The sequence below is a fragment of the Martelella sp. AMO21009 genome (assembly GCF_053484295.1).
Genome location: NZ_JBAKFR010000001.1, coordinates 367,963 through 391,961 on the forward strand (window position 1 = coordinate 367,963; position 23,999 = coordinate 391,961).

The 23,999-nt window shown below is 63.5% G+C and carries 22 protein-coding genes and 1 pseudogene; 14 read left to right on the forward strand and 9 right to left on the reverse strand.

Features of this window, described 5'->3' with window-relative positions; all coding sequences use genetic code 11:
• The 3 genes from V6766_RS01745 to V6766_RS01755 are packed head-to-tail and all read right to left on the reverse strand — an operon-like array spanning position 1 to position 2,853.
• Positions 1–801, reverse strand: coding sequence for an FMN-binding protein (locus V6766_RS01745; RefSeq protein WP_448463014.1), 801 nt, complete (start codon positions 799–801; stop codon positions 1–3).
• On the reverse strand, positions 794–1,594 hold the full coding sequence (locus V6766_RS01750) for an RnfABCDGE type electron transport complex subunit D (protein WP_448463016.1): 801 nt from the start codon (positions 1,592–1,594) through the stop codon (positions 794–796). Before V6766_RS01750 ends, V6766_RS01745 begins: the two co-directional genes overlap by 8 nt.
• A complete protein-coding gene (locus tag V6766_RS01755) occupies positions 1,591–2,853 on the reverse strand; it encodes a Na(+)-translocating NADH-quinone reductase subunit A (protein ID WP_448463018.1) in 1,263 nt (420 codons plus the stop codon). Before V6766_RS01755 ends, V6766_RS01750 begins: the two co-directional genes overlap by 4 nt.
• Before the next feature lie 172 nt (positions 2,854–3,025).
• Here V6766_RS01755 and V6766_RS01760 point away from each other — a divergent pair, with 172 nt between their 5' ends.
• Positions 3,026–4,156 (forward strand): cytochrome C, encoded by a 1,131-nt coding sequence (locus V6766_RS01760; RefSeq protein ID WP_448463020.1) that lies wholly within the window; start codon positions 3,026–3,028, stop codon positions 4,154–4,156.
• A 10-nt stretch (positions 4,157–4,166) separates the two neighbouring features.
• On the opposite strand, the gene V6766_RS01765 is transcribed toward V6766_RS01760, so the two are convergent.
• The gene (locus V6766_RS01765) at positions 4,167–4,649 is read right to left on the reverse strand and encodes a nuclear transport factor 2 family protein (protein ID WP_448463199.1); all 483 of its coding nucleotides are present in this window, start codon (positions 4,647–4,649) and stop codon (positions 4,167–4,169) included.
• A 2-nt stretch (positions 4,650–4,651) separates the two neighbouring features.
• Positions 4,652–5,470: a sugar phosphate isomerase/epimerase family protein gene (locus tag V6766_RS01770; protein WP_448463022.1), complete on the reverse strand. Its 819-nt coding sequence runs from the start codon at positions 5,468–5,470 to the stop codon at positions 4,652–4,654.
• 191 nt (positions 5,471–5,661) lie between these two features.
• Between V6766_RS01770 and V6766_RS01775 the strand changes: the two genes are divergently transcribed.
• The 4 genes from V6766_RS01775 (at position 5,662) to V6766_RS01790 (ending at position 9,624) form a co-directional block, all read left to right on the forward strand.
• On the forward strand, positions 5,662–6,540 hold the full coding sequence (locus tag V6766_RS01775; RefSeq protein ID WP_448463024.1) for an MBL fold metallo-hydrolase: 879 nt from the start codon (positions 5,662–5,664) through the stop codon (positions 6,538–6,540).
• Positions 6,541–6,671: 131 nt separating this feature from the next.
• The gene (locus V6766_RS01780; protein WP_448463026.1) at positions 6,672–7,628 is read left to right on the forward strand and encodes a Bug family tripartite tricarboxylate transporter substrate binding protein; all 957 of its coding nucleotides are present in this window, start codon (positions 6,672–6,674) and stop codon (positions 7,626–7,628) included.
• Positions 7,629–7,647: 19 nt separating this feature from the next.
• Complete coding sequence (locus tag V6766_RS01785) at positions 7,648–8,076, forward strand: tripartite tricarboxylate transporter TctB family protein (RefSeq protein WP_448463028.1); 429 nt, start codon at positions 7,648–7,650, stop codon at positions 8,074–8,076.
• Between the two features lie 18 nt (positions 8,077–8,094).
• Positions 8,095–9,624: a tripartite tricarboxylate transporter permease gene (locus V6766_RS01790; protein ID WP_448463030.1), complete on the forward strand. Its 1,530-nt coding sequence runs from the start codon at positions 8,095–8,097 to the stop codon at positions 9,622–9,624.
• A 92-nt stretch (positions 9,625–9,716) separates the two neighbouring features.
• Here the strand turns inward: V6766_RS01790 and V6766_RS01795 are convergent, their stop codons facing one another.
• Both V6766_RS01795 and V6766_RS01800 read right to left on the reverse strand, forming a co-directional pair.
• Entirely contained in the window at positions 9,717–10,712 is a 996-nt protein-coding gene (locus V6766_RS01795) for an alpha/beta hydrolase (protein ID WP_448463032.1), read from the reverse strand.
• 33 nt (positions 10,713–10,745) lie between these two features.
• Entirely contained in the window at positions 10,746–11,489 is a 744-nt protein-coding gene (locus V6766_RS01800; RefSeq protein WP_448463034.1) for an SDR family NAD(P)-dependent oxidoreductase, read from the reverse strand.
• 179 nt (positions 11,490–11,668) lie between these two features.
• Here V6766_RS01800 and V6766_RS01805 point away from each other — a divergent pair, with 179 nt between their 5' ends.
• From V6766_RS01805 to V6766_RS01815, 3 genes are read left to right on the forward strand one after another with little or no spacing between them, the layout of a single operon-like run.
• Complete coding sequence (locus tag V6766_RS01805) at positions 11,669–12,454, forward strand: HpcH/HpaI aldolase family protein (protein ID WP_448463036.1); 786 nt, start codon at positions 11,669–11,671, stop codon at positions 12,452–12,454.
• An 11-nt stretch (positions 12,455–12,465) separates the two neighbouring features.
• Positions 12,466–13,380, forward strand: coding sequence for a hypothetical protein (locus tag V6766_RS01810; protein ID WP_448463038.1), 915 nt, complete (start codon positions 12,466–12,468; stop codon positions 13,378–13,380).
• An 11-nt stretch (positions 13,381–13,391) separates the two neighbouring features.
• On the forward strand, positions 13,392–14,309 hold the full coding sequence (locus V6766_RS01815) for a DUF6282 family protein (RefSeq protein ID WP_448463040.1): 918 nt from the start codon (positions 13,392–13,394) through the stop codon (positions 14,307–14,309).
• Positions 14,310–14,396: 87 nt separating this feature from the next.
• Here V6766_RS01815 and V6766_RS01820 read toward each other — a convergent pair whose 3' ends face one another.
• Positions 14,397–15,296: a DUF6282 family protein gene (locus tag V6766_RS01820; RefSeq protein WP_448463042.1), complete on the reverse strand. Its 900-nt coding sequence runs from the start codon at positions 15,294–15,296 to the stop codon at positions 14,397–14,399.
• A gap of 272 nt (positions 15,297–15,568) precedes the next feature.
• Positions 15,569–16,222: pseudogene (locus V6766_RS01825) on the reverse strand (DUF6282 family protein); the annotation flags it as partial.
• A gap of 157 nt (positions 16,223–16,379) precedes the next feature.
• Here V6766_RS01825 and V6766_RS01830 point away from each other — a divergent pair.
• From V6766_RS01830 to V6766_RS01855, 6 genes are all read left to right on the forward strand, one after another.
• Positions 16,380–18,317, forward strand: a complete 1,938-nt coding sequence (locus tag V6766_RS01830) for a flavin-containing monooxygenase (protein ID WP_448463044.1) — start codon at positions 16,380–16,382, stop codon at positions 18,315–18,317.
• Position 18,318: 1 nt separating this feature from the next.
• Positions 18,319–18,726 carry a lipocalin-like domain-containing protein gene (locus V6766_RS01835; RefSeq protein ID WP_018062653.1) on the forward strand — a complete coding sequence of 136 codons (408 nt, stop codon included), beginning with the start codon at positions 18,319–18,321 and terminating at the stop codon, positions 18,724–18,726.
• Positions 18,727–18,883: 157 nt separating this feature from the next.
• A complete protein-coding gene (locus tag V6766_RS01840; RefSeq protein ID WP_448463047.1) occupies positions 18,884–19,747 on the forward strand; it encodes a helix-turn-helix domain-containing protein in 864 nt (287 codons plus the stop codon).
• Positions 19,748–19,986: 239 nt separating this feature from the next.
• Positions 19,987–21,120, forward strand: a complete 1,134-nt coding sequence (locus tag V6766_RS01845) for a TAXI family TRAP transporter solute-binding subunit (RefSeq protein WP_448463049.1) — start codon at positions 19,987–19,989, stop codon at positions 21,118–21,120.
• 13 nt (positions 21,121–21,133) lie between these two features.
• On the forward strand, positions 21,134–23,125 hold the full coding sequence (locus tag V6766_RS01850; protein WP_448463051.1) for a TRAP transporter permease: 1,992 nt from the start codon (positions 21,134–21,136) through the stop codon (positions 23,123–23,125).
• A 226-nt stretch (positions 23,126–23,351) separates the two neighbouring features.
• On the forward strand, positions 23,352–23,993 hold the full coding sequence (locus V6766_RS01855; protein WP_448463053.1) for a nucleoside triphosphate hydrolase: 642 nt from the start codon (positions 23,352–23,354) through the stop codon (positions 23,991–23,993).
• The last annotated feature ends 6 nt before the right edge of the window (positions 23,994–23,999 follow it).

Below are 23,999 nucleotides of genomic sequence, written 5' to 3' on the forward strand. Positions count from 1 at the left end.
TCAGAACTCCCCGCGCTTGATCGCCGCGATCAGCGGGCCGTAGCCATCCGGACCGAGCCAGAAGCGGATCGTCCTGGTCAGCGCATTGGAGGTGCGGGTGGCGCCGGTAATGCCATCGACCTCATAGGCGTTGCCCGCCTTGCCGTGGGCGACGGCGAAGCGGATATTGCCGGAGGGGTCGGCAACTTCCGTGCCGGCGAACTGGGCGAGAAAGGCGGGCTCCTCGATCCGCCCGCCAAGGCCGGGGGTCTCGACCTGATCGGTGATTGCAAGACCCGCGATCGTGTTCATGTCGCCGTTCATCGCCAGAATGCCGTTGATCGGGCCGATATAGCCCGCGCCGCTGATCGGCAAGAGCGCGAGTTCGATATCACCGGCATCGTTGCGCAGCAGGTAGATCTGCACGAAATCCGGGCGGCGGCCTATGCCGGCGGTGTCCTCGCCCGGCGTCAGCGTCTTCCAGTTGGCGGCGTTGTCGAGCGCGGCGGGAAGGGTTGCGGGCGTTATGTCGTCTGCTGCCCGCCCCTTGGGCAGGTTGATGACGACGGTGGAAAGCGCGCCGCCGGATTGCTCCAGAAGCTGGGTCATGCCGGGAATGCCGGCCACCAGCGCCTCCAGCCGGGCCTGCTGCTCGGCGGCGCGGTTCGCCGCCTGGATCGGGCGCAGCACCACGGTTGCGCCGCTCACCAGCAGCGCGCAGACGGCCGACACGATGAAGGCGATCGCCACCGTCTTGAAGCGGTTCTCATTGGGCAGGGCCAGAAAACGGCGCCATGCCGAGATCGGGTTCAGGTCAGCCATGACGTTTTCTCCTGCGGACATGCCAGAGGGCGATCGCCGCTTCATCCAGAAGCGGTGCGACAAGCGAGGCGAGAAGCGCCGCCGAAACTGCAACGCGCACCGGCGAAGCGCCCTCCCAGTTAAGCGTGAACATGATGACGAGGGCGGCGTAGATGCCGCCGTTCAGCCAGCCGCCGAGCCGCGTCGAAGCGCTTGCCACCGGATCGGCCACCAGCAGCACAAGCGCCAGCGCGAAGGCCGGCAGCACCGGCTGCAGCGGCATGCCGGCAAGCAGGCCGGCGGCGAGCACCACCACCGCGCCAAGAATGACCCGGGCCGGCATCACCCCGACGAACATGCCAATGATCGCCGCCGGAATGGCCGCCCAGGCGACCGGCAGGGCGATATCCGGCCACGGCGCGGTGACGAAGCCGAAGCCAAGAAAGGCGAGCGTCACGGTCGCCGGGTTCAGGATATTGCGCCCCCAACCGCCGAACACCAGTTCCGCCATCACCGAACCGAAGCTGATGCCGAGCAGGAACGGCAGGAAGCCGAGCTCCTCCGGGGCCAGAATGGCAACCGTAAGCGCCGTCAGCGCGCCGGCGAAGGATGGCGGCTGGGCGCGCGCCAGCATGAAGATCAGGTGCCACAGCCCCGAGATGACGAGCGCGAGAACCAGCCGCAGCGCTGCGTCCATGCCGCCATACCAGAGCCAGGCAAGGGCGATCGGCATCACCGCCGCCAGCAGCAGAAGCGCCACCATCTCGCGGTCCCACATTCCCCGCGTCGGACCGTGGGTCGAACCACGAATCATGTTGCGACCTCCTCCTGCTCGATCCGGTCCAGTAGCACGCGAAGCTGGGCGGCAAGGCTTGGCTCGGCCGCCGTCACGTAATCGGCGAGCGCCAGATCCTCCTCCACCAGCGAAAGCGCGCCGAGGCGGGTGGCCGTCTCCTGATCGCCGGCGGAAAGCGCGCGGATCAGCGCCACGGCCGGAATATCGCCGCCAAGCGCCTGTTCGAGCGCCGCCGTCGGGATGATCGGCAGCGGCCGCGCGGCCCTGGTCAGCGCCGCCGAAAACCAGTGGTTCCGGCGGTGGCCGCCATCATCGCCGAGCACGGTCACCTGACGGTCACGGGGACCGAGCCAGTGGCCCGGATGGCCGTCGATATGCGAGCCCGCCATGATGTGATGCGGTCCGGGCCGCACGAAGCCGAGACAGAGGCCGCGCATATCCGCGCCCGGCTGACAGCGCACCAGGCGCTGCTCGGTAAGCGCGGGGCCGGTGACGGAGACCAGCCGCGTTTCCGGCACCATTCCGGTCTCAATCAACTCGCCGATATCGGCGACATCTTCGGCATGGATATCCCAGACCCTTTGGTCCAGCGAAGCGGGCGCAAGCCGGTGTACCTGTAGTCCGGGAAGGCCGAGCGGGTGCAGCGTGCCGACCCTGACGCGTCGCACGGCGGGCGGCAGGTCGGCCTCGATCCGCGCCGCCTCGCAGAAGAAAAGCCGGTCGCCAACCAGAAGCCGGAGCGCCGAAAGCCCGCGGGCAAGCGCTTCCTCCCGGCCATTCAAGGCGTGGACGGGTGAGGGCGCGCCGGGCCTGCTATCAGTCGCCATGACGATGATCGCCGAGGGTGTCTCGTCGGGCCCCGGCATGCGGCCGAAGGGGCGGCTCAGGATGCGGCGCCAGAGCCCGGATGCCTTGAGCAGCGAACGCAGGCTGGCGGCATCCGTTTCGGCGTCTCCAACGTCATGGACAAAGCGCGCGCCGGTTTCCTCCCTGAACAGCAAAAGCCGGGTCAGCCGCCGTCCGGGCTCCAGATCGATGGCGGCAATGCGGGCGGCCATCGGGGCAACCAGTTGAATGTCCGGCGCATTACGCAGGCTGAGCACCGGCTGGCCCTGCGACACAATGTCGTCGACGCCGACGAGCGGGGTGACGCGCAGCTCCTCGCCGCGGGCCGGGGTCAGCGCGGCCTCGACGGTCAGCGCCGTTGTAATCTGGTTATAATCCGGTGATATCGAGCCGGTGGTCAAAGACAGACCGGTGCCGAAAAGGCCGACCAACGCGTCGCTCCTCAAGAACTTGAATGCAAATACAACGCAAACATCATGACATTTGATTTGCCGGGATGGAACAGATTGTTTAGCATTCCCACACGTTCAAACTGAAGTTTTTCAGCGGGGGTGGAAAGATATGTCATCGGTAGTTGGTCGCGTTAACTCAAGAACCCTGTTCATGATTGCTGCGATATTGACAATTGTCAATTTTTGTACTGCCAATGCGCAGGAGAATTCTTCCGACGCGGTTGAGGCGCTTGAACTTTACGTGATGCCGCAGGCCGGCCCGTTCCGCCCCGATCAGATACCGGTTCCCCAGCAGGAGCTGATCTCGGCCTGGGCGCGGTCCGCCCATGCCGATGCCTCCGCTGAAGCGTTTACCCACTGGGACGGCGATGGCGAAATTCCCGCCAACTGCGCCGCCTGTCACTCCGGCGCCGGCTTCCGTGACTTCCATGGGCTGGACGGCAGCGCGCCGGGCATTGAGGGGCCGACCCCGGTTGGCGGCGTGGTCGATTGCGACACCTGTCACAGCCCCGGCCTCGGGGAAATAGCCGCGATCACGCTGCCGAGCGGCATCGAGCATCCGGTGGCGCCGGGCGTTCAGGCCGCCTGCATGACCTGTCACATCGGCCGCGAGGCCGGCGTCAGCGTGACGAAAGCCGTTGGCGAAAAGGACGCGGATACGCCGGACCCGACGATCAACTTCGTCAACCCGCATTATGCGCTGGCCGGCGCGATGCGGCTCGGCAGCGTCGGCGCGGGCGGCTTCGAATATTCCGGAAAATCCTATAGCGGCCGGTTCTTCCACGCCCGCCCGATCAATGATTGCGCGTCCTGTCACGATCCGCATACGCTCACCGTTGCCGAGGAAACCTGTCTCAGCTGTCATGAGAGCGGCGCGCCGGGCGCGATCCGCATTTCAAGGATCAGTTTTGACGGCAGCGGCGATATCTCCAAGGGCATCCGCTCCGATATCGAGGCCAATTCGGCGCTGTTGCTGAAGACCATTCAGGATTACAGCGTTGAGATCGCCGGCGCGCCAATCGTGTTCGAGCATACCTATCCCTATTTCTTTCTCGATGCCGACCGGGATGGCCGCGGCGACAGGATCGACGGCAAGCCGCAGACCTACAAGTCCTGGACGCCGCGCATGCTGAAGGCGGCCTATAACTGGAAGTTCGTCAATGCGGATTCCGGGGCCTTCGTCCACAACCCGCATTACGCGCTGGAGCTGCTCTATGATTCGATCGAGGATCTGTCAGGTCCGCTGAATATCGACGTCGAGGCGCTGGGCATCCAACGCTGACGGCAGAGCCTCACGCCTTGCCGGCGACGCGGCGGGCCATGTCGTCGGGGCTCAGTCCGGTCGTCGGTACGCCGCCCCGGAAAAGGCTGTGCCAGCTTCGCTGCCGGCATAGCCACGAGCCGCCATCGTCGCGGACATAGACATCTTCCACGCGGCTGATGGCGATCGGCGGCGTGGAAGCCTGCGGCGCTTCGCCATCATGGGCGTAGAGCGTGCAGATCCAGTCGGCCTCGGCTTTCGATTCGGTGAGCGATTTCAGCCAGAAGTTCCCGACGAGATGCACGTTCACCCTTGCGCCGCGTTCCTTGCGCCAGGCGTAGAATTCCCGGATCTGGTCGCGGCCCTCGTAGCGGGCGGTCTGGCTCACGAACAGCGCATCCGGGGTATAGTGCTCCGCGGCGTGTTCGCCCCAGTTGAAATCGACGTCGTGCCAATAGGCTATGAGGCGCTGCTCCAGATGGCGGGAAACGGCCTCGCTCTCGTCTGTCATCATCTTCACGCGCCGCCCGCGATCCAGCCGTTGAAGCAGTCGCGCATGGTCACGGTCTCGGTCATCACATCGTCGCTGCTGGCATTCAGGAAATCCTGATGGACATATTCGATCGCCAGCGCGCCGCCATAGCCGCTATCCCTCAGCGTGCCGAACAGCGCCGGAAAGTTGATGCTGCCGCGCGCGAAGCGCTCCTGCAGCTTGCCCATGCTTGCCTGGCGCAGATGAATGTGGGCGGCGTGCCGGCACAGCGGGTCGATCTGTTCCTGGGTATAGCCGAGGCAGACGAAATGCGAATAGTCGAGCGTGAGCCGGATGCCTGTGCGATCGACAAGCTCTTCGACGATCGCCGGCGATTCCGCGAAGGAGCGGATGATCGGCTCGATGCAGATCTCGGCGGTGAACCCCTTCGCGACGTCCAGCAGGACCTCGATGCTTTCAGCCGCCGCCGCCATAGCCTCAGAACGCGACTGGCCGGGATTGATGATGCCGGGCAGGAAGAAGATCGTCGCGATCCCTGCAGCATCGGCAAATGTCAGCACCTTCTCCAGATCGCGCGCATTGGCGTCGATGGCGCTGGTGAGGGCGAGGTTGCGGTCGGCAAGGTTGTCGCCGAAATGGTGATAGAAATTGGAGACCTTCACCTGAAGTGCCGCGACCCGCTCGGCGGCGGCGCGGGGATCGGCGAGCAGTTGCGCCTTGTCGAGGCCGGGCCGGCCCTTGGTGCTGACGTCCAGCGCGCCAATGCCGATGATGCGGGAAATGGCGGCGGTCTCTTCCAGCGTCAGCGCCGGAAACGACCAGGATGTGAGCGACAGATACATGTTTCCTCCTCGGCCTTTCGATGCCAGAGCAAACATCGTTTCAGTCCTTAAAGAAACAGAATAACGCGGCGTGACCGGCGAAAAACGGGCGAGGGTGGGCGTTTCATTGCCTGAAACGCGGCCGCCTTCCGGCTTGCGCCAGGCGGTGTGGGGAGCGGTAGTGCAGGGTATCAGGGAACCGGGAGGAACCGATGAACGATATCCGTCTGGGCGACGTCACCATCTCCGCCATCCTCGAACATCAGAAGTACGGCATGAAGCCCGAGGACCTGTTTCTCGGCAGCGACACGGAAACCATCCGCCGCCACGCCGCCGGCATGGAACCGTTCCTGTTCGACCCGGAAACGGGACGCATCACGCTTGCCTTTCAAAGCTTCCTGATCCGCACGCCGGCAAAGATCATCCTCGTCGATACCTGCAACGGCGCCGACAAAATGACTGACGCTGTGAGTTGGGATACCCAGCCCTGGCTTGACCGCCTTCACCAGTTGGGCTTCACGCCGGAGGACATCGACTATGTGCTCTGTACCCATCTGCATATCGACCATACCGGCTGGAACACACGGCTGGAGAAGGGCCGGTGGGTGCCGACTTTTCCGAACGCGACCTATCTCTTCGATCGCGGCGAATATGCCTATTGGCGGGAAATCTCCGGGACCGGCATCGTGCCGCCCCGGCAGCGCGAGGAGGTCTGGCGGATCAACTGCCTTCCCGTCACCGAAGCCGGTCAGGCCGTTCTGGTGGATGGCGCCTACCGGCTGGATGAGCATGTCTCGATCGTCCCCACGCCCGGCCACAGTCCCGGACATTACTGCGTGCGCGTGCAGTCGCGGGGCCTTGAGGCGATCGTGCTCGGCGATCTGGCCCATCACAAGCTGCAATGCTGCGAGCCCGTCTGGTCGACGCCGTTCTGCTACGATCCCGCAATGGCGGCAAAGTCGCGGCGCAGGCTCTTCTGCGAGGCGGTGGACAGTGGCGCGCTGCTGCTGCCGACCCATTTTCCAAGCCCGACGGCTGGCCGGCTGAGCGCGCGGGGCGAGGCGTTTCAGTTCGATTTCGTGGCGGATTGAGGACCGGCGTTTCAGACAGTGAAATCGGTTGGATGGGCGATAGTACCGCCCGGTTGTGCCGGTACGGTATATGTCAACGGTCGTGAAGCGCAGGCGCTATCCGCCGTTTGGGGAGATCAAGGGAGGATACTATGACCATCGCAATACGCAGTTTCCGCACGCTCGCAGCCGCCGGCATGGTTGTTGCCATGCCCGCCTTCGCGCTTGCCGCTGAATGCCCGGACGGCTTTCCCGAAAAGCCTGTCGAGTTCGTCGTTGCCTATGGCGCCGGCGGGGGAACGGATGCCATCGGTCGCACGCTTGCCGCCGTGATCGAGGAACAGCAGGGCTGGACGGTTCCGGTCAGCAACCGTCCGGGCGCCGGCGGCGCGGTGGCGACCACCGTGCTGAAATCGACAAAGCCCGACGGCTACACCCTGCTTGTCGGCGCGACCAACCCGATTGTGATCGATCCCTATGCCAGCGATGCCATCGACTACGACTGGACTGATTTCTACTATCCGGGCTCCGCCATGGAAGTGCTGTTCGGCCTCGTGGCGCTGGAGGACAAGCCCTATGACACGCTGGAGGAACTTGCCGACTATGCCCGCGAAAACGGCCGGGCTACGATTTCCACCTCGGCCATCCATCTGGAGCGGCTGGTGCGCGATATCGGCGATTTCTACGGCGTCGAATTCGTTCCGATCCCGAGCGACGGTTCGGCCGATGCGATGCAGAAGGCGCTTGGCGGCCATGTCGACGCGACGATCCAGGGCAGCCAGCATATTCAGCAGATCGCCGCCGGCAACATGGTGCAACTCGCGACCCTGACCGACAGCCGCGTGCCCTATGCCCCGGACGTCAAGACGCTGCAGGAATACGGCATGGACCTGTCGGCCTCCGCCTACACCATCTTCGTCATGCCCAAGGATCTGCCGGAAGCTCTGCAGGTCTGCTTTGAAGGCGTGATCGAGGAGGCGATGGCCTCGGATAAATACCAGGAACTCATGACCAATTTCGACAACCGGGCCGCCAATCTTGGCTCCGACGGGCTGACCGCGCTGATGGAAAAGCAGGCGATCCGCTACCAGAAGATGTTTGCAGAGTGAGACCGGCGGGCCAATCGACATGACCGCTGATCGCATCCTGGGGGGAGCCGTCGCGCTGTTCGGCGTCTTCCTCCTCCTCTGGGGCATTCCCGATAACGTAAAGACAGTGCCGGGCATTTTCGTCTATCCGAATCCGGCATTGTTTCCGCAGCTTGCCGCCGCGCTGCTGGTCGCGCTCGGCGTGATGCAGATGGTCTTCACCAAGACGAATGCGGATGTGCCGAGCTTTGCCAGGATCGCGCTGTTTCTGGCGGTGGCCGGCGCAACGCTGGTGGCGATGGTGGGCATCAGGGCCTTTGGCTACCTGCCCGTCGCCATCGCGTTGATGATCCTCATCTGCATCATCACCGGAGAGCGGCGGCCGCTCTGGCTGGCCACCGTGGTCATCGGCCTGCCGGTCGGAACCTGGCTGTTCTTCGAACAGATACTGAGCCGCCCCTTACCCTGACTGGAGCCGTCTACTATCATGCCTGATCTCAGTATCATCCTGGCCGGAATGACGGACGTCTTCACCGTCTCCACCCTTATTTATATCGCCCTTGGCGTTCTGGTGGGGCAGATCGTGGGCGCAATCCCCGGTCTCAGCATCCTGATGGCGCTCGCCATCGCCATCCCGCTCACCTATGCGCTCGACACGCTGACGGCGATCGCCTTCCTGATCTCCGTCAACAAGGGCGGAACCGTCGGCGGCGCAGTGCCCGCCATTCTCCTGAATACGCCGGGCACGCCCGAAAGCGCGGCCACGGCGCTCGACGGCTACCCGATGGCAAAGAAGGGGCTGGGCGGCAAGGCGATGAAATATTCGCTCTACTATTCCGTCTCCGGGGACGTGTTCTCGGACCTCATCCTGATCACCGTTTCGGCTCCGCTGGCGGTCGTAGCGCTGAAAATGGGGCCGATCGAGATCACCGCGCTGATGATCCTCGCCTTCTCCGTTATCGTTGGCCTTGTCGGGGAATCGATGATCAAGGGCATGATCGCGGTCGCCTTCGGCTGCCTTCTGGCCTCGGCCGGCATCGATCCCTCCACGGGGTCCGGCCGGTTCACATTCGGCAATGTCGAGATGCTGGACGGCCTGCCGCTGACCGCGCTTGCGGTCGGAATGCTGGCGCTGAGCGAAATCTTCGTGCGGCTCTCCGACCGCGCCTCGCCGAAATCAAAGGAAGGCGGGCAGACGAGCGTCACCGACAAGACGCTGGAATTTTCCGACCGCGGAGATCAGAAACTCACCTTCGCGGAGTTCTGGGCAAACCGGGTCGTCGCTTTCCGGGCAATGGTGCTCGGCACGGTGATCGGCGCGATCCCCGGCCTCGGGTCCACGACGGCGGGCTTCCTGAGCTATTCAATCACCAAGCAGGCCGCCAAGGACCCCGAGAAGCTCGGCACCGGCGATCCGCGCGGGATCGCGGCTTCGGAGGCGGCGAATTCTGCCGTCGTCGGCGCCAACCTCATTCCGCTGCTGACGCTCGGCATTCCCGGCAATATCGCGGCCGCGCTGCTGGTCTCCGCCTTCATCATTCACGGCGTCCAGCCGGGCCCGCTTCTGTTCCAGAACCAAGGCCAGCTCATCTACGGCCTGTTCGCGGCGATGCTGATTGCCAACCTGTTCAATCTCGGCATCGGCCAGTTCGGCATGCGGTTCTGGGCCTTCGTCGTCGGGGCTCCGGCGTCGGTGATCTATGCCAGCGCGCTGTTGATGTGCGCGACCGGCATGTTCTTCGCCACCGGAAGCACGCTCGGCATCGTCATCATGGTCGTCGCGGCCGTCGTCGGCTGGGGCATGCGGATCTACGGTTATTCGATCATCGCCTTCATCGTCGCCTTCGTGCTGACACCGATGCTGGAGCGCTCGATCAACCAGACGATCCTGCTGACCAATGGCGACTGGACGATCCTGCTGAAACACCCGATCGCGATCGCGCTGTTCATCATGGCCATCGTCTCGATCCTCTATCTCGGCCGGCGCAAGCGCCTGCCCGAGGCAGCGGTGGGCTGAGGCGGAGACGATTCGCCAGAGCGGCAGCGGAACAAACAGAAAGGCCGGGGGCGATGATACGTCCCCGGCCTTTTGATTTCAGGCGAACTTGCTCAACGCAGGAACGCATCCATGCGGGCCAGAAGATTGTCGCGGCCGCGCTCCGGGCGGTCGAGCAGGACGTAGTGGGTGGTGTTCTTTTCGGCCCACACATCGATAGCTTCTGCATGTTCCAGATCGGCGACCAGCGCTTCAAGATCGGCCGGCGTGCAGAGCGTGTCGAATTCCGGCTTCACGATCATGACCTTGCAGTAAATCTGGCTGGCGTGGAACAGCTTTTCGGCATTGCAGCCCATCCGGTAGAGGTCTTCCAGCATGCCGTTGGGGCTACGGTAGCTCGGCGGGTCGCGGTCCATCGCGGTCGGGTCGCCGTCGATCAGCGCCTGCCGGAATGCCTCGAACATCGCCGGATCGCGCCAGGCGTCCTTGTCCTCGATCGGGATCTGCTCGTTCCAGTGCTTGTCGAGAACCTCGAGCGAATTGAAGGTGTAGTTGCCGAAGCGCTTCTGGTTGAAGTGGCCGGGATTTTCCGGGTCATCCCAGATCGAGCCGATCTGGAAGCTCGGCTGGTCGCCGGCACCGCCATAGATCACGGTATAGAGCACGATATGGCTGACCTTTTCCGGCCAGAGCGCCGCATACATGCCGCAGCAGGTGCCGCCCACGCCCCAGCCCAACAGGCCGACCTTGTCGCGTCCGGTCGCAGTCCTGAGATGATTGACCGCGGCATCGACATCGCGAGTGATCTCGATGGTGCGGACCAGCGGATCGGCGCCGGGAACCGGCGGCTCGTCCATGGCGGCCGGGCGCTGGGAACGGCCGAAGCCGCGGGCGTCTAGGATATAGACCACATGGCCCTTGGCCGCGAGGTCTGCGGCAAGCGATCCATGCTCCACCGCGAGGTCGAACTCGGAAAGGCCCGGTATCCGCGTGCCATGCAGCAGGATCATGGGAACGCGGTCGGTCCTGTCCGAGCGGACTTCGCGGATCGCGACCGAATAGCCGTCGACCGTTTTGACGTGGAAATCCTTTCGCACGACATCTGACATAAAAGCATACTCCTCTTTGCGATTGGGCGTGGCCTATCTCGGGCCGGAAATGGTCTGGGCGGCGTCGATCTTCAGGGTGATGCCGGTGATCGACCGGGCCTCTTCGGAGGCGAGAAACACCGCGCCGTCGGCGATCTCGTCGGCCTGCACCAGCCGGTTGAACGGCGACAACGCCTTGCGACGCTCAAGCGCGGCCTCGTCGGCGATGCTGGCAACGCCTGGCGTCGGCACCGTTCCGGGCGCAAGCGCGTTGACGCGGATGCCAAGCGGCGCGAGCTCGATCGCCTGCTGCCGGGTGAAGGCGTCGATCGCGCCCTTGATCGAGGTATAGACGGCGGCGCGCGGAATGGCGATCGAAACCGCGATCGATGACAGCGTGATGATCGATCCGCCCCCGGATTTCGCGATATGCGGCGTCGCCGCCGCCACCGCCCAGAAGGTGCCCTTGATGCCGATATCCAGCATCTTGTCGACCACCTCCTCGGGCATGTCCACCAGCGGCGCGTAATTGAAATAGACCGCGTTGGGCACAAGAATATGCAGGCCGCCATTTGCCGCATAGCCGTCGATCGCCTCGAATATCGCCTCGCGGCTGGAGACATCGACCACGACGGGCGTGGCGTTCGGGATTTCGCGCGCAGCGGCGTTTGCGGTCTCGGGATCGATATCGGCGATGGCGACTTCGGCGCCGGCCGCGGAAAGCCCGCTCGCGATCGCCTTGCCGATGCCGCGGCCTGCCCCCGTTACAAATGCCCGTTTGCCTTCCAGTCGTTTCATCCTCTGCGCCTCCCGCCAGATGTTGTGTGTTTGCCCCAGAAATCAGCATCTCCGGGACGCTGCGGTCGACGTGTTACTGACAGTGTTTCATTGTGTGAAACCCGGCGAATCCCCGGTGTCTCGAAGTTCATGTGCCGCTCTAGTTTCGCGTGGAGGAAACGAGAGGGACAGACCGGAACATGTCAACAGAACAAACCGGCTTTGCGGCACGGTTGCGGGGAGGCGAGCCGCTTTACGGCACGTTCGTGAAGACGCCGACATTTCATGCCACCGAGATCCTTGGATCAGTCGGCTATGACTTCGTCGTCATCGATGAAGAGCACGCGCCGATCAACCGCGAATCGATCGAGGCCATGATTCTCGCCGCGCGGGCGCGCGGCATGGCCGCGCTGGTGCGGGTCGGCGAGCCGACGGATTTCAACCTGATGGCGCAGCTCGATGCGGGCGCGGCGGGCGTCTTCGTGCCGCATGTCAATTCGGTGGAAAAGGCCGAGCGGGTGGCAGCGGCCTGCCGCTACAGGGGCGGCCGGCGCGGCTTTTCGCGCACCGGCAGGGCCGGCGATTACGGCGCTGTCGCAACCGACCGGCATCTCGCCGAGCAGGATGCCACCACGCTCTGCATTCCAATGATCGAAGACCCCGAGGCGATCGATGTGATCGATGCCATCGCCGCCGTGGACGGGATCGCCGCCCTGTTTGTGGGCCGGGGCGACCTGTCGGTTGCCATGGGTGAGGCGAGCCAGAACGCGCCGGCCGTTCAAGCCGCCTCGGAAAAGGTGATCGCTGCGGGCCGCAAGGCGGGAAAGCCGGTTCTGATGCTGGCAACCAGCGATGAGGATCAGGCCGCGCTCACGCGGCTCGGCGTCTCGGCCTTCCTGACGGGCTCGGACCAGGCGTTTCTCCGCCGCGCCGCTGCCCAGGCGCTTTCCGCCTGTCGCGCCGTTGACCAGACAACCAAATCATAGAGGATCAGATCATGTATGTTGCTTCCGACCCGAGGTCGAAACTGGCCAAGGCCGAGAGCGCGGAAAAACCGGATGCGGCCCCCATTGCCGCCGCCGGCTATTTCATGTTCGACGACAGCCAGCCCTCGGACGAAAACGGCGGCGTCCGGACATGGTATGCGCAGGCGCAGAACTTTGTCGCGACCTATGCCGACCAGCCCGCCGGCAGCCGGATCGTCCGCGAACGACAGGAGGACGAATATGTCGTCATCCTGCCTGAGAAGGAAACGCGGGCCGTCGTTTCCTGGAACGGCGTCGAGACGCCGGTAGAGGGGTATTCCGTGGTCGCGGTGCCGGGCGGGCCGAGCACGATTGCGTTCGAGGCCGGCGGGCGGGCGATCTGCTTCTTCACCCGAAAGGCTGCCGATATCGTGGCGCGCTGCGAGGCCCTGCTGCCGGCGCATGAGCCGGATCGCAATGTGCCGCCGCTCGAGCCGTGGCCCGATCCCGTTGGCGGGTTCAAGGTGCGCGCCTATTCGCTGGACGTGCCGCAGGAGGAGGGGCGCTTCGGGCGCATCTTCCGTTCCACCAATTTCATGATCAATTTCGTCTATCCGCGGCAGGGGCCGCGCGAGCGCACCCAGCTCTCGCCGCACAAGCATGGCGATTTCCAGCAATGCTCGCTGTGCCTTGCCGGCACCTACGTTCATCACCTGCGCTGGCCGTGGGAAACGGATGCCAATCTGTGGCGCGACGATGACCATGTGACCATCGGCGCCCCGTCGATCGCCATCATTCCGGCGGGCGCGCTGCACACGTCGGAAGCGGTTGGAGAGGGAACAAATCAGTTGGTGGACGTCTTCTGCCCGCCCCGCCGGGATTTTTCCAGACAGACCGGCTGGGTGCTCAATGCCGATGATTATCCCGCCCCCGCCAATGAAACCTGAGGAGACACTGAATGGCTGAATTCGAAGCGCCGCCGAGACCGGAATACAATGCGCGGGTGGAAAAGCTGCTCGCGGGATCGGTCGATCTGCATTGCCACAGCGGCCCCGCCGCGATGCCGCGCATTCTCGACCATCATGAGCAGTTGATGGAGGCCGGCGAGGCCAGGTTCAAGGCCGTGGTCACAAAGGATCACTATTATCTCGGCACCTCGCACGCTATCATTCTGGAAAAGCTGTTCCCGGAAACGGGGGTGCGTTTCTTCTCGGGCATCGCGCTCAACAATGCCTCGGGCGGCATCAATCCGCATGCGGTCGATCATGCCGTGCGGCTCGGCGGCAAGATCGTGTGGATGCCGACGCTCTCGGCCGCCAACCACATCAACAAGGTCTCGACCGAAGCCAAGGGCTTTCCTAAAGTCGCAGGCGCCCCCGATCCGATCCCGCTTACGGTGCTGGATGCCAACGGCAAGCTGACGGAGGAGACGAAGCATGTGCTCGATATCATCGCCGCCGGCGACATCATTTTGGCAGGCGGGCATCTCGGCGTCGACGAGCAGTTCATAATGTTCGAGGAGGCGAAGGCGCGCGGCGTGCGCAAGATGCTCGTCAACCACCCAACCTATCTGATCGGCTGCAACGAGACCCACATCCGCCAGCTCGCCGGCATGGGGGTGACGATGGAGCATTCCATCACCCAGTTCATTCCGGGCCGCGGCCAGAAGAGCCCGCCGCAGGCCGTCGTGCCCCTGATCGAGGCGGCGGGCGTGGCGAACACGGTGTTCGGCTCCGATCTTGGCCTGAAGGGCGCCGCGCGCCCGGTGGATGGCTTCCGTATCATGATCGCCGAGCTGCTTGATGCCGGCTATTCGGAGGAGGATATCCAGACCATGTGCGGCCGCAATGCAGCCAGGTTGCTGAATCTGGATTGAGACGTCAGGGCGAAAGCTGGGATGGCTTTGCCAGCAAGCCGGGCGGCTCTCCCAATGTCAGCCGCCCATGTTCAAACAGCCAGTTGCTCAGCGTCCCGGCGCAAGCCCCACCAGTTTCGCGGCGTTTTTTGCCAGCATCATCTTCATGTCATCCTGGTCAACGCCGTGCTGCAGGCATAACCTGATCAGCGCGCGCAGGCCTTCGACGGGCTTGAGGTTGCGTGTGTGACCGAGGCCCGAACTGAAGATGACGCGTTCGGGGCTTGCCGCCGCGATAACCGATGTCAGGACGCCGTGCGCGTGGCGGCGATCCGGCCCGTTGATGTAGGCGGCGGCGGTCAGTTCGATGAATGCGCCATTCCGTGCCAGTTCCTCGATATCGGCAAGCGTCGCGCCGGCATAGTGCTGCGGCTGATTGACGAGCAGGCGTCTGACACCCGCCGCCCGCGCCGCCTGAAACAGCGGCAGGGTTTCGCTGACATGCAGATGGCCGGAGGCAAGCACCGCATCATATTCGGCGATGATTTCGAGGATTTCGCGCGTCGCTTCGGTGATTGCGCCCCTGGCGTCGAGCACGCTCAGCGCCTCGCGGGGGCGCATGGCGGGTCCGTCGTCGTTACTGCGATAGGCCATGCGCAGGTGATTGGCGGCCGAGATCGTAGGCATCCAGATGATGCGTCCGCCGAGCTTGAGTTCATGCTCGACCGCGTAGGGATTGAGGCCGCCGACATAGTTGTTAAGCACCACCCCCGACAGCAGTTTCAGCGGCAGATCGGCGTACACCGTCTTTTCGAGAATCGCGGTGACCGGCGTGGTGGGGTAGAAATCGTCGCGAAACGCCACGGCGGTCATGCCGGCGGCGACGGCGGCTTCCTCGGCGGCGTAATCATGGGTGAAATGGCGCGGCTCCAGTGAGGGGCCGGTGCGGCAGTCGAGGTCGATTGCGCCGGTCAGGAGATGATCGATATCATCGGGCATCGTGTTCATAACGGATCATCCGGCGGGTCGATGCCGATCAGGCGACATGCATTGGTCGAGGTCATGGCGCGGATTTCCTGGACGCTGAAACCGAGATCAAGGCAGAGTTCGATGACCGCGCGAAAGCCCGGCACCGGCTTCGGGTTGAAGGTCTGGCCGAGATCGGAGCCGATGATGGTGTGATCGAGGCCGGCGGCATCGACATAGTCGCGCAGCGCCTCGAACGGGAATTTGCGCGACGGCCCCTCGATCAGCATGCAGGCGCAGTGTTCGAGATATACGCCGAGCGCTGCGAGTTCCTTCAGGTCCTCGACCTTGGCCTCGATCCAGTAGGTCGGGTGGCTGACCAGCATGCGGGTGACGCCGCGCGCGCGGGCCTCGGTGAACAGCGGAAACATCTCGCTGACATGCAGATGCCCGCCGCACAGCACCGCGTCGTGCTCGGCGATCAGGTCGAGGATGTCCTTGACCTCGGGCTTCAGCCGGCCGCGTTCGTCCAGTACAGAAAGACGCGTCGGTTCGCGCAACCCCAGACGGCCATGGAGGTTGTAGCGGAAGGCGGTCGTCAGGTGGTTGTGGGCGCACAGGGTCGGCATCCAGACCATGCGCGCGCCCAGCATCAGGCCGTGTTCGACCGCAAACGGGTTCAGCCCGCCGAGCTGGTTGTTGAGCGGCACGCCGGAGAGCAGAGTGAGGTTGGGTTTACCTTCCCGGAAACGCTGGAGCACCTGCATCACGGGCGTGTTGGAATAGAAATGATCCTTGAACAGCACGGCGTGAAGCCCCGCCGCCTCCGCATCCCGGATCTCCTCCATATGGTCGAGCTTGCGCTCCATGATCGAGGGGCCGCTGTGGCAGTGTAGATCCACGGCCCCGCGCAGCAGGCTGTCGACGATTTCGGTGCGCGATTGCGTCGCATCTTGCTGGTTGGCCATCTCTTTCCTCCCCGGCACCCCTACAGGGAAACAGAGCGCATGCGCGGCGACACCGCCAATTCAACTCCGTTTCACAATGTGAAATCCCGGGAACGAGCAAGACCGTATCGCTGAAGACTTGGCTAGCCTTTCTGGAGTTTTCGGGAGGATAACCAGAATGAATACACTCCACCCTCTTGCCAACGACCCCACAGCCATGGCCGAGCGCCACGATGTCTTGGTCGAGCGGTTGTCGGATGCCGACCCGTCCGCGCTGGTGATGGTTCTCGTGCAGCTCACCGGCGACATGTCGCTGCTCGATCACTACGGTCCAATGCTTTCCAAGCCGGGGGCGTTCGAGCACAGCATTCCCGCTGGCGATATGCAGGCGCTTCTGAGCCAGCTTGCCGATGTTCTGCTCGACCCGAACCATGTCGCGCCGAAAATCACGCCGGACGAACTGCACCGGATGATGAACGTGTTCTGCCGCGAGGAGGTCTCGGCGCGCTATCTGCCGATGCTTTTCGAGGATCTCGGCTTCAAGCCGACGCCGGAGCATTTCGAAAACGCCAGTCCCAGGGCCAGAGCCCGCGCCGAAAAGTTCAACGTGCTGGTGATCGGGGCAGGTGCGTCAGGCATCAATGCCGGCATCAAGCTGAACGAGGCCGGCATTCCCTACGAGATCATCGAGCGCAACGAGGATGTCGGCGGCGTCTGGCATGAGAACACCTATCCCGATTGCGGGGTCGACAGCGCCAATCATCTCTATTGCTATTCCTTCGCGCTCAATCACAACTGGTCGCGCTATTACGTTCGGCAGGAGGAGCTGAAATCCTATCTCCGCGACTGCGCGGTGCGTTACGGCGTTCTGGAGCATGTCCGCTTCCGGCAGGAAGTGCTGTCGCTCAGATACGATACGGACGACAAGCTCTGGCATGCCGTGATCCGCATGCCCGATGGCATCGAGCGCAAGGCGAGCGCCCATGCCGTGATCAGCTCCGTGGGGCAGTTGAACCAGCCGATGATCCCAGAGATCAAGGGGCTCGAGACATTTCAGGGCGAGCAGATGCACACCGCGCGCTGGAACCACGACCATGACTTCGCGGGCAAGAACGTCGCCATGGTGGGAACCGGCGCAAGCGGCATGCAGGTCGGCCCAGCGACGGCGAGGATCGCGAAGCATCTGACGATCTATCAGCGCGCCGCCCCATGGGTCATTCCCCGGCACAATTATCACAACCTCGTCACCGACAACGTCAAATGGGTGCTTGCCAATGTGCCGCATTATGCCGCCTGGTACCGGTTCCTACTGTTCTGGGCCTATGGCGACGGCATCCATGATGCGCTGGTGCGTGATCCGGCGTGGAAAGGCCGCAAGGACGCGATTTCGCAGCGCTCCGCGGATATCCGCAAGGAATGGACGAAATATATCGACGAGGTGATGGCCGACCGGCCGGATCTGCGCGCCAAGGTGCTGCCGGATTACGCCCCCTTCGGCAAGCGCTCGCTGCGCGACAATGGCTGGTTCGAGACCTTGAAGCGCGACAATGTCGAGCTCAACAATGACGGGATTGATCATATCGAGGCCGATGCGATCGTCGACAAGGCCGGAAGGCGCACGCCGGTGGACGCGATCATCTGGGCGACGGGTTTCCACGCCAGCCGGATGATCTATCCGATGGAGGTCGTCGGCGCGCATGGAAAATCGCTGCGCGAACTCTGGGGCGATGACGATCCGCGCGCCTATCTCGGCATCTGCGTGCCGGATTTCCCGAATTTCTTCATGACCTACGGGCCCAATACGAATCTCGCCCATGGCGGCAGCATCATCTTCCAAGCCGAATGCCAGGTGCACTACATCGTCAAATGCCTCGAAATGCTGCTGGAGCGCGGCGATGCGGCGATGGAATGCACCAGGGCGGCGCACGACGCCTATAATGAGAAACTGGACGCGATATTGGGCCGGATGGTCTGGACCAATGAGGGGGTCACCAACTGGTACCAGAACAAGCGCGGGCGGGTGACCACCAATTCTCCCTGGAAGCTCGTGGAGTACTGGGAACTGACGCGCAAACCCGACCCCGAAGCCTTCGAATTTATTGGCGAGGACGCTTGAAATGCAGGAACAACCCGACAAGTCCTATATGCTCATAGGCACCTGGAAACTGGTCAACATCGAAAACCGCGACGCCGACGGCAATATCCTGCGTTCTTCCTACGGGCCGAAGAAGATGGGGCTGATCAGCTTCAACGACGATCACCGCATGATGGTGGTGATCCAGGACGGCCGCGAGCACCGGCCGTCCACAAGACCGCGCGAATATTCATCCTATGCCGGCACTTACCGTTTCGACGGCGAGACGCTGGTGACGCGGGTTGATTGCTCGACGGTGCCCGACCGGATGGACACCGATCAGGTACGCCCGGCGCGCTTTGAGGGCATGCGGCTGGTGCTGACCGCGCCGCCCGCCACATTCGACGGCGTTGTTAACTATCGTAATCTCACCTGGGAGAAGATACACTAGACTGATGGCGGAAAGATCGGAATGCTCCGCCTTCGATACATGCGCACTTTCAGGGCAATGGATCGCCGCACCGCGTTGGAGGACGCGCGGCGAACCGGACCCGGTCTCCGAAGCGGAGACCGGCCCATGGTGTGAGCGGGGTTCAAGGGAGGAAAACATGAACTCTTATATGCCGGTCAATTCCGTTCTCCGCTCGCTTGAGGTGCTGAAGATCCTCAACCGCCAGCGGGTTTCATCGGTCGACCATATCCACCGGGTCTCGGGTCTTCCCAAGCCGACGGTGGTGCGGCTTCTGGAGACGCTGATCGAGGCGGGTTATGTTTCGAAACGGGAAAGCGACAAGGGCTATCGCGTCACCTCGCAGGTGGCAGCGCTCAGTTGCGGTTTTCACGGCGCGCCGCTGGCGGTGGAGGCGGGGCGGCCCTGGGCCCAGGAACTGACCCGCGTGCATAAATGGCCGGTCGCGATCGCCGTGCCCAACGGCAATGCCGTCATGGTCTGCGACACAACCTGCGGCGAAAGCCCGATGGCGCCCTATCACGCGCTGATCTACAAGCGCATGGGGCTGGTGACGACCGCGCTCGGCCGCGCCTATCTCGCCTTCTGCCCGCCGGAGGAGCGCCGGTTGACAATGCAACTGCTGAAGAATTCCTCCCATCCCGACAGCGAGATCATGGAGCTTTCCGACATGGTGGATCACGTTATCCGCGTGACCCAGAAAATGCGGTTTGCCGAACGCATCGGCGTCAAGGCCTCGGAGCCATCCTCCAGCGTCGCCGTGCCGATCTACGGACATGACGAGGGCAAGATTCTCGCCACCATCGGGATGACCTATTACACCCGGGCGGTGCGCCGCGAGGATGTGCTGAAACGCTATGTGCCGCAATTGAAGGCGGCCTCCTCGGCCATTACCGAGAGCATCAAGCGCATGAGCAACGCGCTCGATGCCGAAAGACCGGAATGGCCGGGCGACGTGACCGTCCGCAACGGCGAGGCCGAAGCCGTCGCCGCTAGCGCCTGAGGCGCGCCGGCGGCGCTGCGCGACCAGCGCCGCAGTTTCATGGCGTGAAATGCCCGGCCCTTCGGCTGGTGCGCCCCTCGTCTTGCTCTACTCTTTCCCTCGAGTCCGCATCTGGCGCAGCAGGAAGCCGTGTTGCGCTTCCCGCTCTCACGAACGTTGCGACATTCGTGAAGCCAAAAGAACGGGCGATTGCATTCAGAGGAGCAGGTCCGCCTGTCGCGGGCCGCAGGAGGAGAAAAATGTTTCAGAAGCTTTCGATCATTGCTGGCCTGGCCCTGCTGCCGGTCTCGGCCGCCATGGCCGACGACGTCACGCTGCCGAGCACGGTTGCCGTCACCGCGGCCGATGTCGGCGGAACGTCCTATAACCAGGCGATCGCCATCGGCAAGGCGCTGCAGGACGCTTACGGCGTTTCGCTGCGCGTTGTCGGCACCGGCAACCCGCAAGCCAAGGTGGCGCCGGTGCGCGATGGCCGCATGCCCTTCTCGATTGCCGGCAGCGACGTGTTCTTCGCGTTCGAGGGGGTGGATGACTACGCCTCGCCGGATTGGGGGCCGCAGGATCTGCGCGCCGTCAGCCTCGTCGGCGGCGACAATTGCCTGACCTATGTCGTGGCTGGCGATGCCGGCATCGAAACCATGGCGGATTTCAAGGGCAAGCGCATTCCCTGGGTCGTCGGCTCCAGCCCGCTTCAGGCCAATGCCAAGGCGATGCTGGCCTTCGGCGGGCTGACGATCGACGATGTCACGCTGGTTGAAATGCCGAGCTATGGCGCGGCGATTGACGCCATGATCAACGGCCAGGTGGACGGCGTGACCACGGTCAGCACCGGCGGGCTTGTCGAAAAGGCGGTCGCCGGACCCCGCGGCGTGAAATATGTCGCTTATCCGCATGACGATGCCGAGGGGTGGGAGCGGATGCGCGCGGTCAATCCGCATTTCGCCAAGCGGGTCGCGACCCAGGCGGCGGGCGGACTGAAGGAGCCGCTGGAATGCATCGGCGTACCCTATCCCGACGTGATCACCTATTCCGAGGATGACGACCTCGTCTACAACTTCACGAAGGCGCTGATCGATCAGGTCGATGTCTATTCCAAGGCCGATCCGAGCACGGCGGGCTTTGCCGCCGACAAGCAGATGTTTGAGTGGACCGTTCCCTATCATGAGGCTTCTATCAAGGCCTACAGGGATGCGGGCGCCTGGACCGATGAACTCGACGCCCACAATGATGCGCTTCTGGCACGCGCCGCCGTGCTTGCCGATGCGTGGGCCCAGACCGAGGGCATGCGCGAGGATCCCGATTTTCAGCAGAAGTGGATGAAAATCCGCGCGGAAACCCTTCAGGCGGCGGGTATGCCGGCCTATTTCGAGTAGACGAAAGCGTGACATGTCCGACATTTCAGTCAACAAGGATATTTCCGGCGGGGACACGGTCTCCGCCAGAGATCTCGGGGGCGCGGCGCGCTGGATAGCCCGGCTTGCAACGGTGGCGCTGATCGTGCTGTCGATCAATCAGGCCTTCAACATCAGTTCGCGGATGGGATACACGCTGATCGAGCAGCAGTATCTCTACACCGTGCTGTTTTTGACGATACCTCTTGCCTTCCTGCTGTTTCCGATGCGTGCCAGCCAGGCAAGGCGCGGGCCGACGATCATCGACTGGGTTCTCGCCGGCCTCTCTGCCGCCTGCTTCGTGTTCTTCACCTACTACGCCTATTCGATCATCCGCTATGGCTGGGAGATGATGCCGCCGTTGAACACGGTGGTGGTCGGCGCGGTTCTGTGGGTTCTGGTCATCGAGGCGGCGCGCCGGGCCGGTGGCATGGTGCTGGCCGTGATCGTGCTGTTCTTCTCGACCTATCCGCTGTTTGCCGACAAGCTGCCCGGTCCGATCTCGGCCTTTGCCTCGCCGTTCGAATATGTCGCGGCCTATCACGCCATGTCGCTTGAAAGCATGATGGGGATACCGCTTCGCGCCTTTGCCAATCTTGTCTTCGGCTTCATCCTTTTCGGCGTGGCGCTGGAACATACCGGGGCAGGGCGGTTCTTCATCAATCTCGCCTTCGCGCTGCTTGGCCATGTGCGCGGCGGGCCGGCCAAGGTGGCGATCATGTCTAGCGGTCTGATGGGCTCGCTCTCGGGCAGCGTGGTCACCAATGTGCTGACCACCGGGGTGATGACGATCCCGGCGATGAAGCGCTCGGGCATGAAGGGCATCACGGCTGCCGCGATCGAGACCTGTGCCTCCACCGGTGGCGTGCTGATGCCGCCGGTGATGGGCGCCGCCGCCTTCGTGATGGCGAGCTTCCTGCAGGTGTCCTATTCGACGATCGCGCTGGCCGCCGCCATACCGGCATTGCTCTATTTCTTCGGCCTGTTCGTCCAGATCGATGCGCGCGCCGCCCGTGATGGGCTCGAGGGCCTGCCTGAGACCGAACTGCCAAGTCTCAAGCAGACGCTGAAGGAAGGCTGGCACCACAGTTTTGCGATCGTGCTGCTGGTCTTCATGCTGCTGGTCATGCGCCAGGAATCGCTTGCGCCCTATTATGCGACAGCGATCCTGCTGATCATCAACCAGATCGTCTCGAAGGACGGGCGCTGGGGGAAAAAAGAGGTGCTGGCCTTCATTGATGGCAGCGCGCACCTGTTTTCCAATCTCGCCGCGATCCTTGCAGGCGTCGGCATGATTGTCGGCGGGCTGTCGATGACAGGACTTGCCGGCACGCTGGTCAACGACCTGCTGTTCATCGCCGGCGGCAACCCTTATGTGCTGCTGATCATGGGCGCGGTCACCAGCCTCGTCCTCGGCGTCGGCATGCCGTCCACCGCCTGCTACATCTTCCTCGCCATCATGCTCGCCCCGGCGCTGATCCAGGCAGGGCTGGAGCCGATCGCGGTGCATCTCTTCATCTTCTACTGGGGCATGCTGAGCTATATCACGCCGCCGCTGGCTCTTGGCGCTTTCGCCGCCGCTTCGGTCGCCAAGACGCCGCCGATGCAGACCGGCTACGAATCGATGAAGATCGGATCGGTGATCTATTTCATCCCGTTCTTCTTCGTGCTCGATCCGGGGCTGGTTCTGGTCGGGCACTGGCAGAACATCGTGTTCTCGAGCGCGCTTGCCGTCTTCGGCGTCTACATCTTTGCCGGCGCCATCCAGGGCTATCTGGCGGGGATCGGGCCGCTGTTTACACGCAATCCGGCGGGACTCTTGCTGCGGTTGCCGGTGCTGGTGGGCGCGGTGCTGATCGCGCTGCCGGGCGAGGCAATACCGGGCATCAGCGACATAGAACTCCTCGTCGCCGGACTTGTCCTGATCGTCCCGATCCTCACCGCTGCCTTCATCGCAAATCGCAGGACGGCTGTCGCCGCGGCCTGATGGCGGGGGAGCGAGGCTTGATCGGATAACTCCTGCCGGCCGTAAATCCCGGATTGGACTTTTCGCTTCGGCGGAAGGGTGCAGAGCCCTGTCGCCTCCAGCAGGACTGGTCTGAGGCCGTCCGTACCGGCAATCCATCTCGATTCTTGTTGAGGAGGATGCAACGCGCTAAGAGCTTCAGACGGGAAATATGCGCGCCGCATCGGGCGTGCCATGGGAGGGGCCGATGCCGAAAACAATGACGAAACTCGAGGACCTTCTCGACACGCTTTCAGCCGTGCCCGCCGGCCGCCGCCGGCTGGTGGCGATCGCCGGGGCGCCCGGCAGCGGCAAGTCCACGTTTGCCGACGACCTTGTCGATCGGCTCAACCGGCTGAAACCGGGGTCGGCTGCCGTCATTCCGATGGACGGGTTTCATCTCGATGACGGGTTGCTGGAGGCGCGCGGGATGCTCTCGCGCAAGGGCGCGCCCCATACGTTCGATGTTGGTGGGCTCGCGGCGATGCTGCGGCGCCTGAGCGCCAATGCGGAAGACGAAGTCATCGTTCCGCTGTTCGACAGGACGTTGGAAATCTCGCGGGCAGGCGCGCGCGCGGTTCCCGCTTCGATACCGCTGCTGGTGGTCGAGGGCAATTATCTGTTGCTGGATGAGCCCGGCTGGCGCGATCTTCGCGCCATTTTCGACCTGACCATCAGTCTCGAGGTGCCGTTCGAGGTTCTGGAGCACCGGTTGCTGCAGCGCTGGACGGATATGGGTTTCGCACCGGAAGCGGCGCACGCCAAGGCGTATGAAAACGACCTCCCCAACGCCAGGACCGTCATTGACTGCAGCCAACCGGCGGATATCGTATTCCGGCCGGTCGGCTGACAGTCT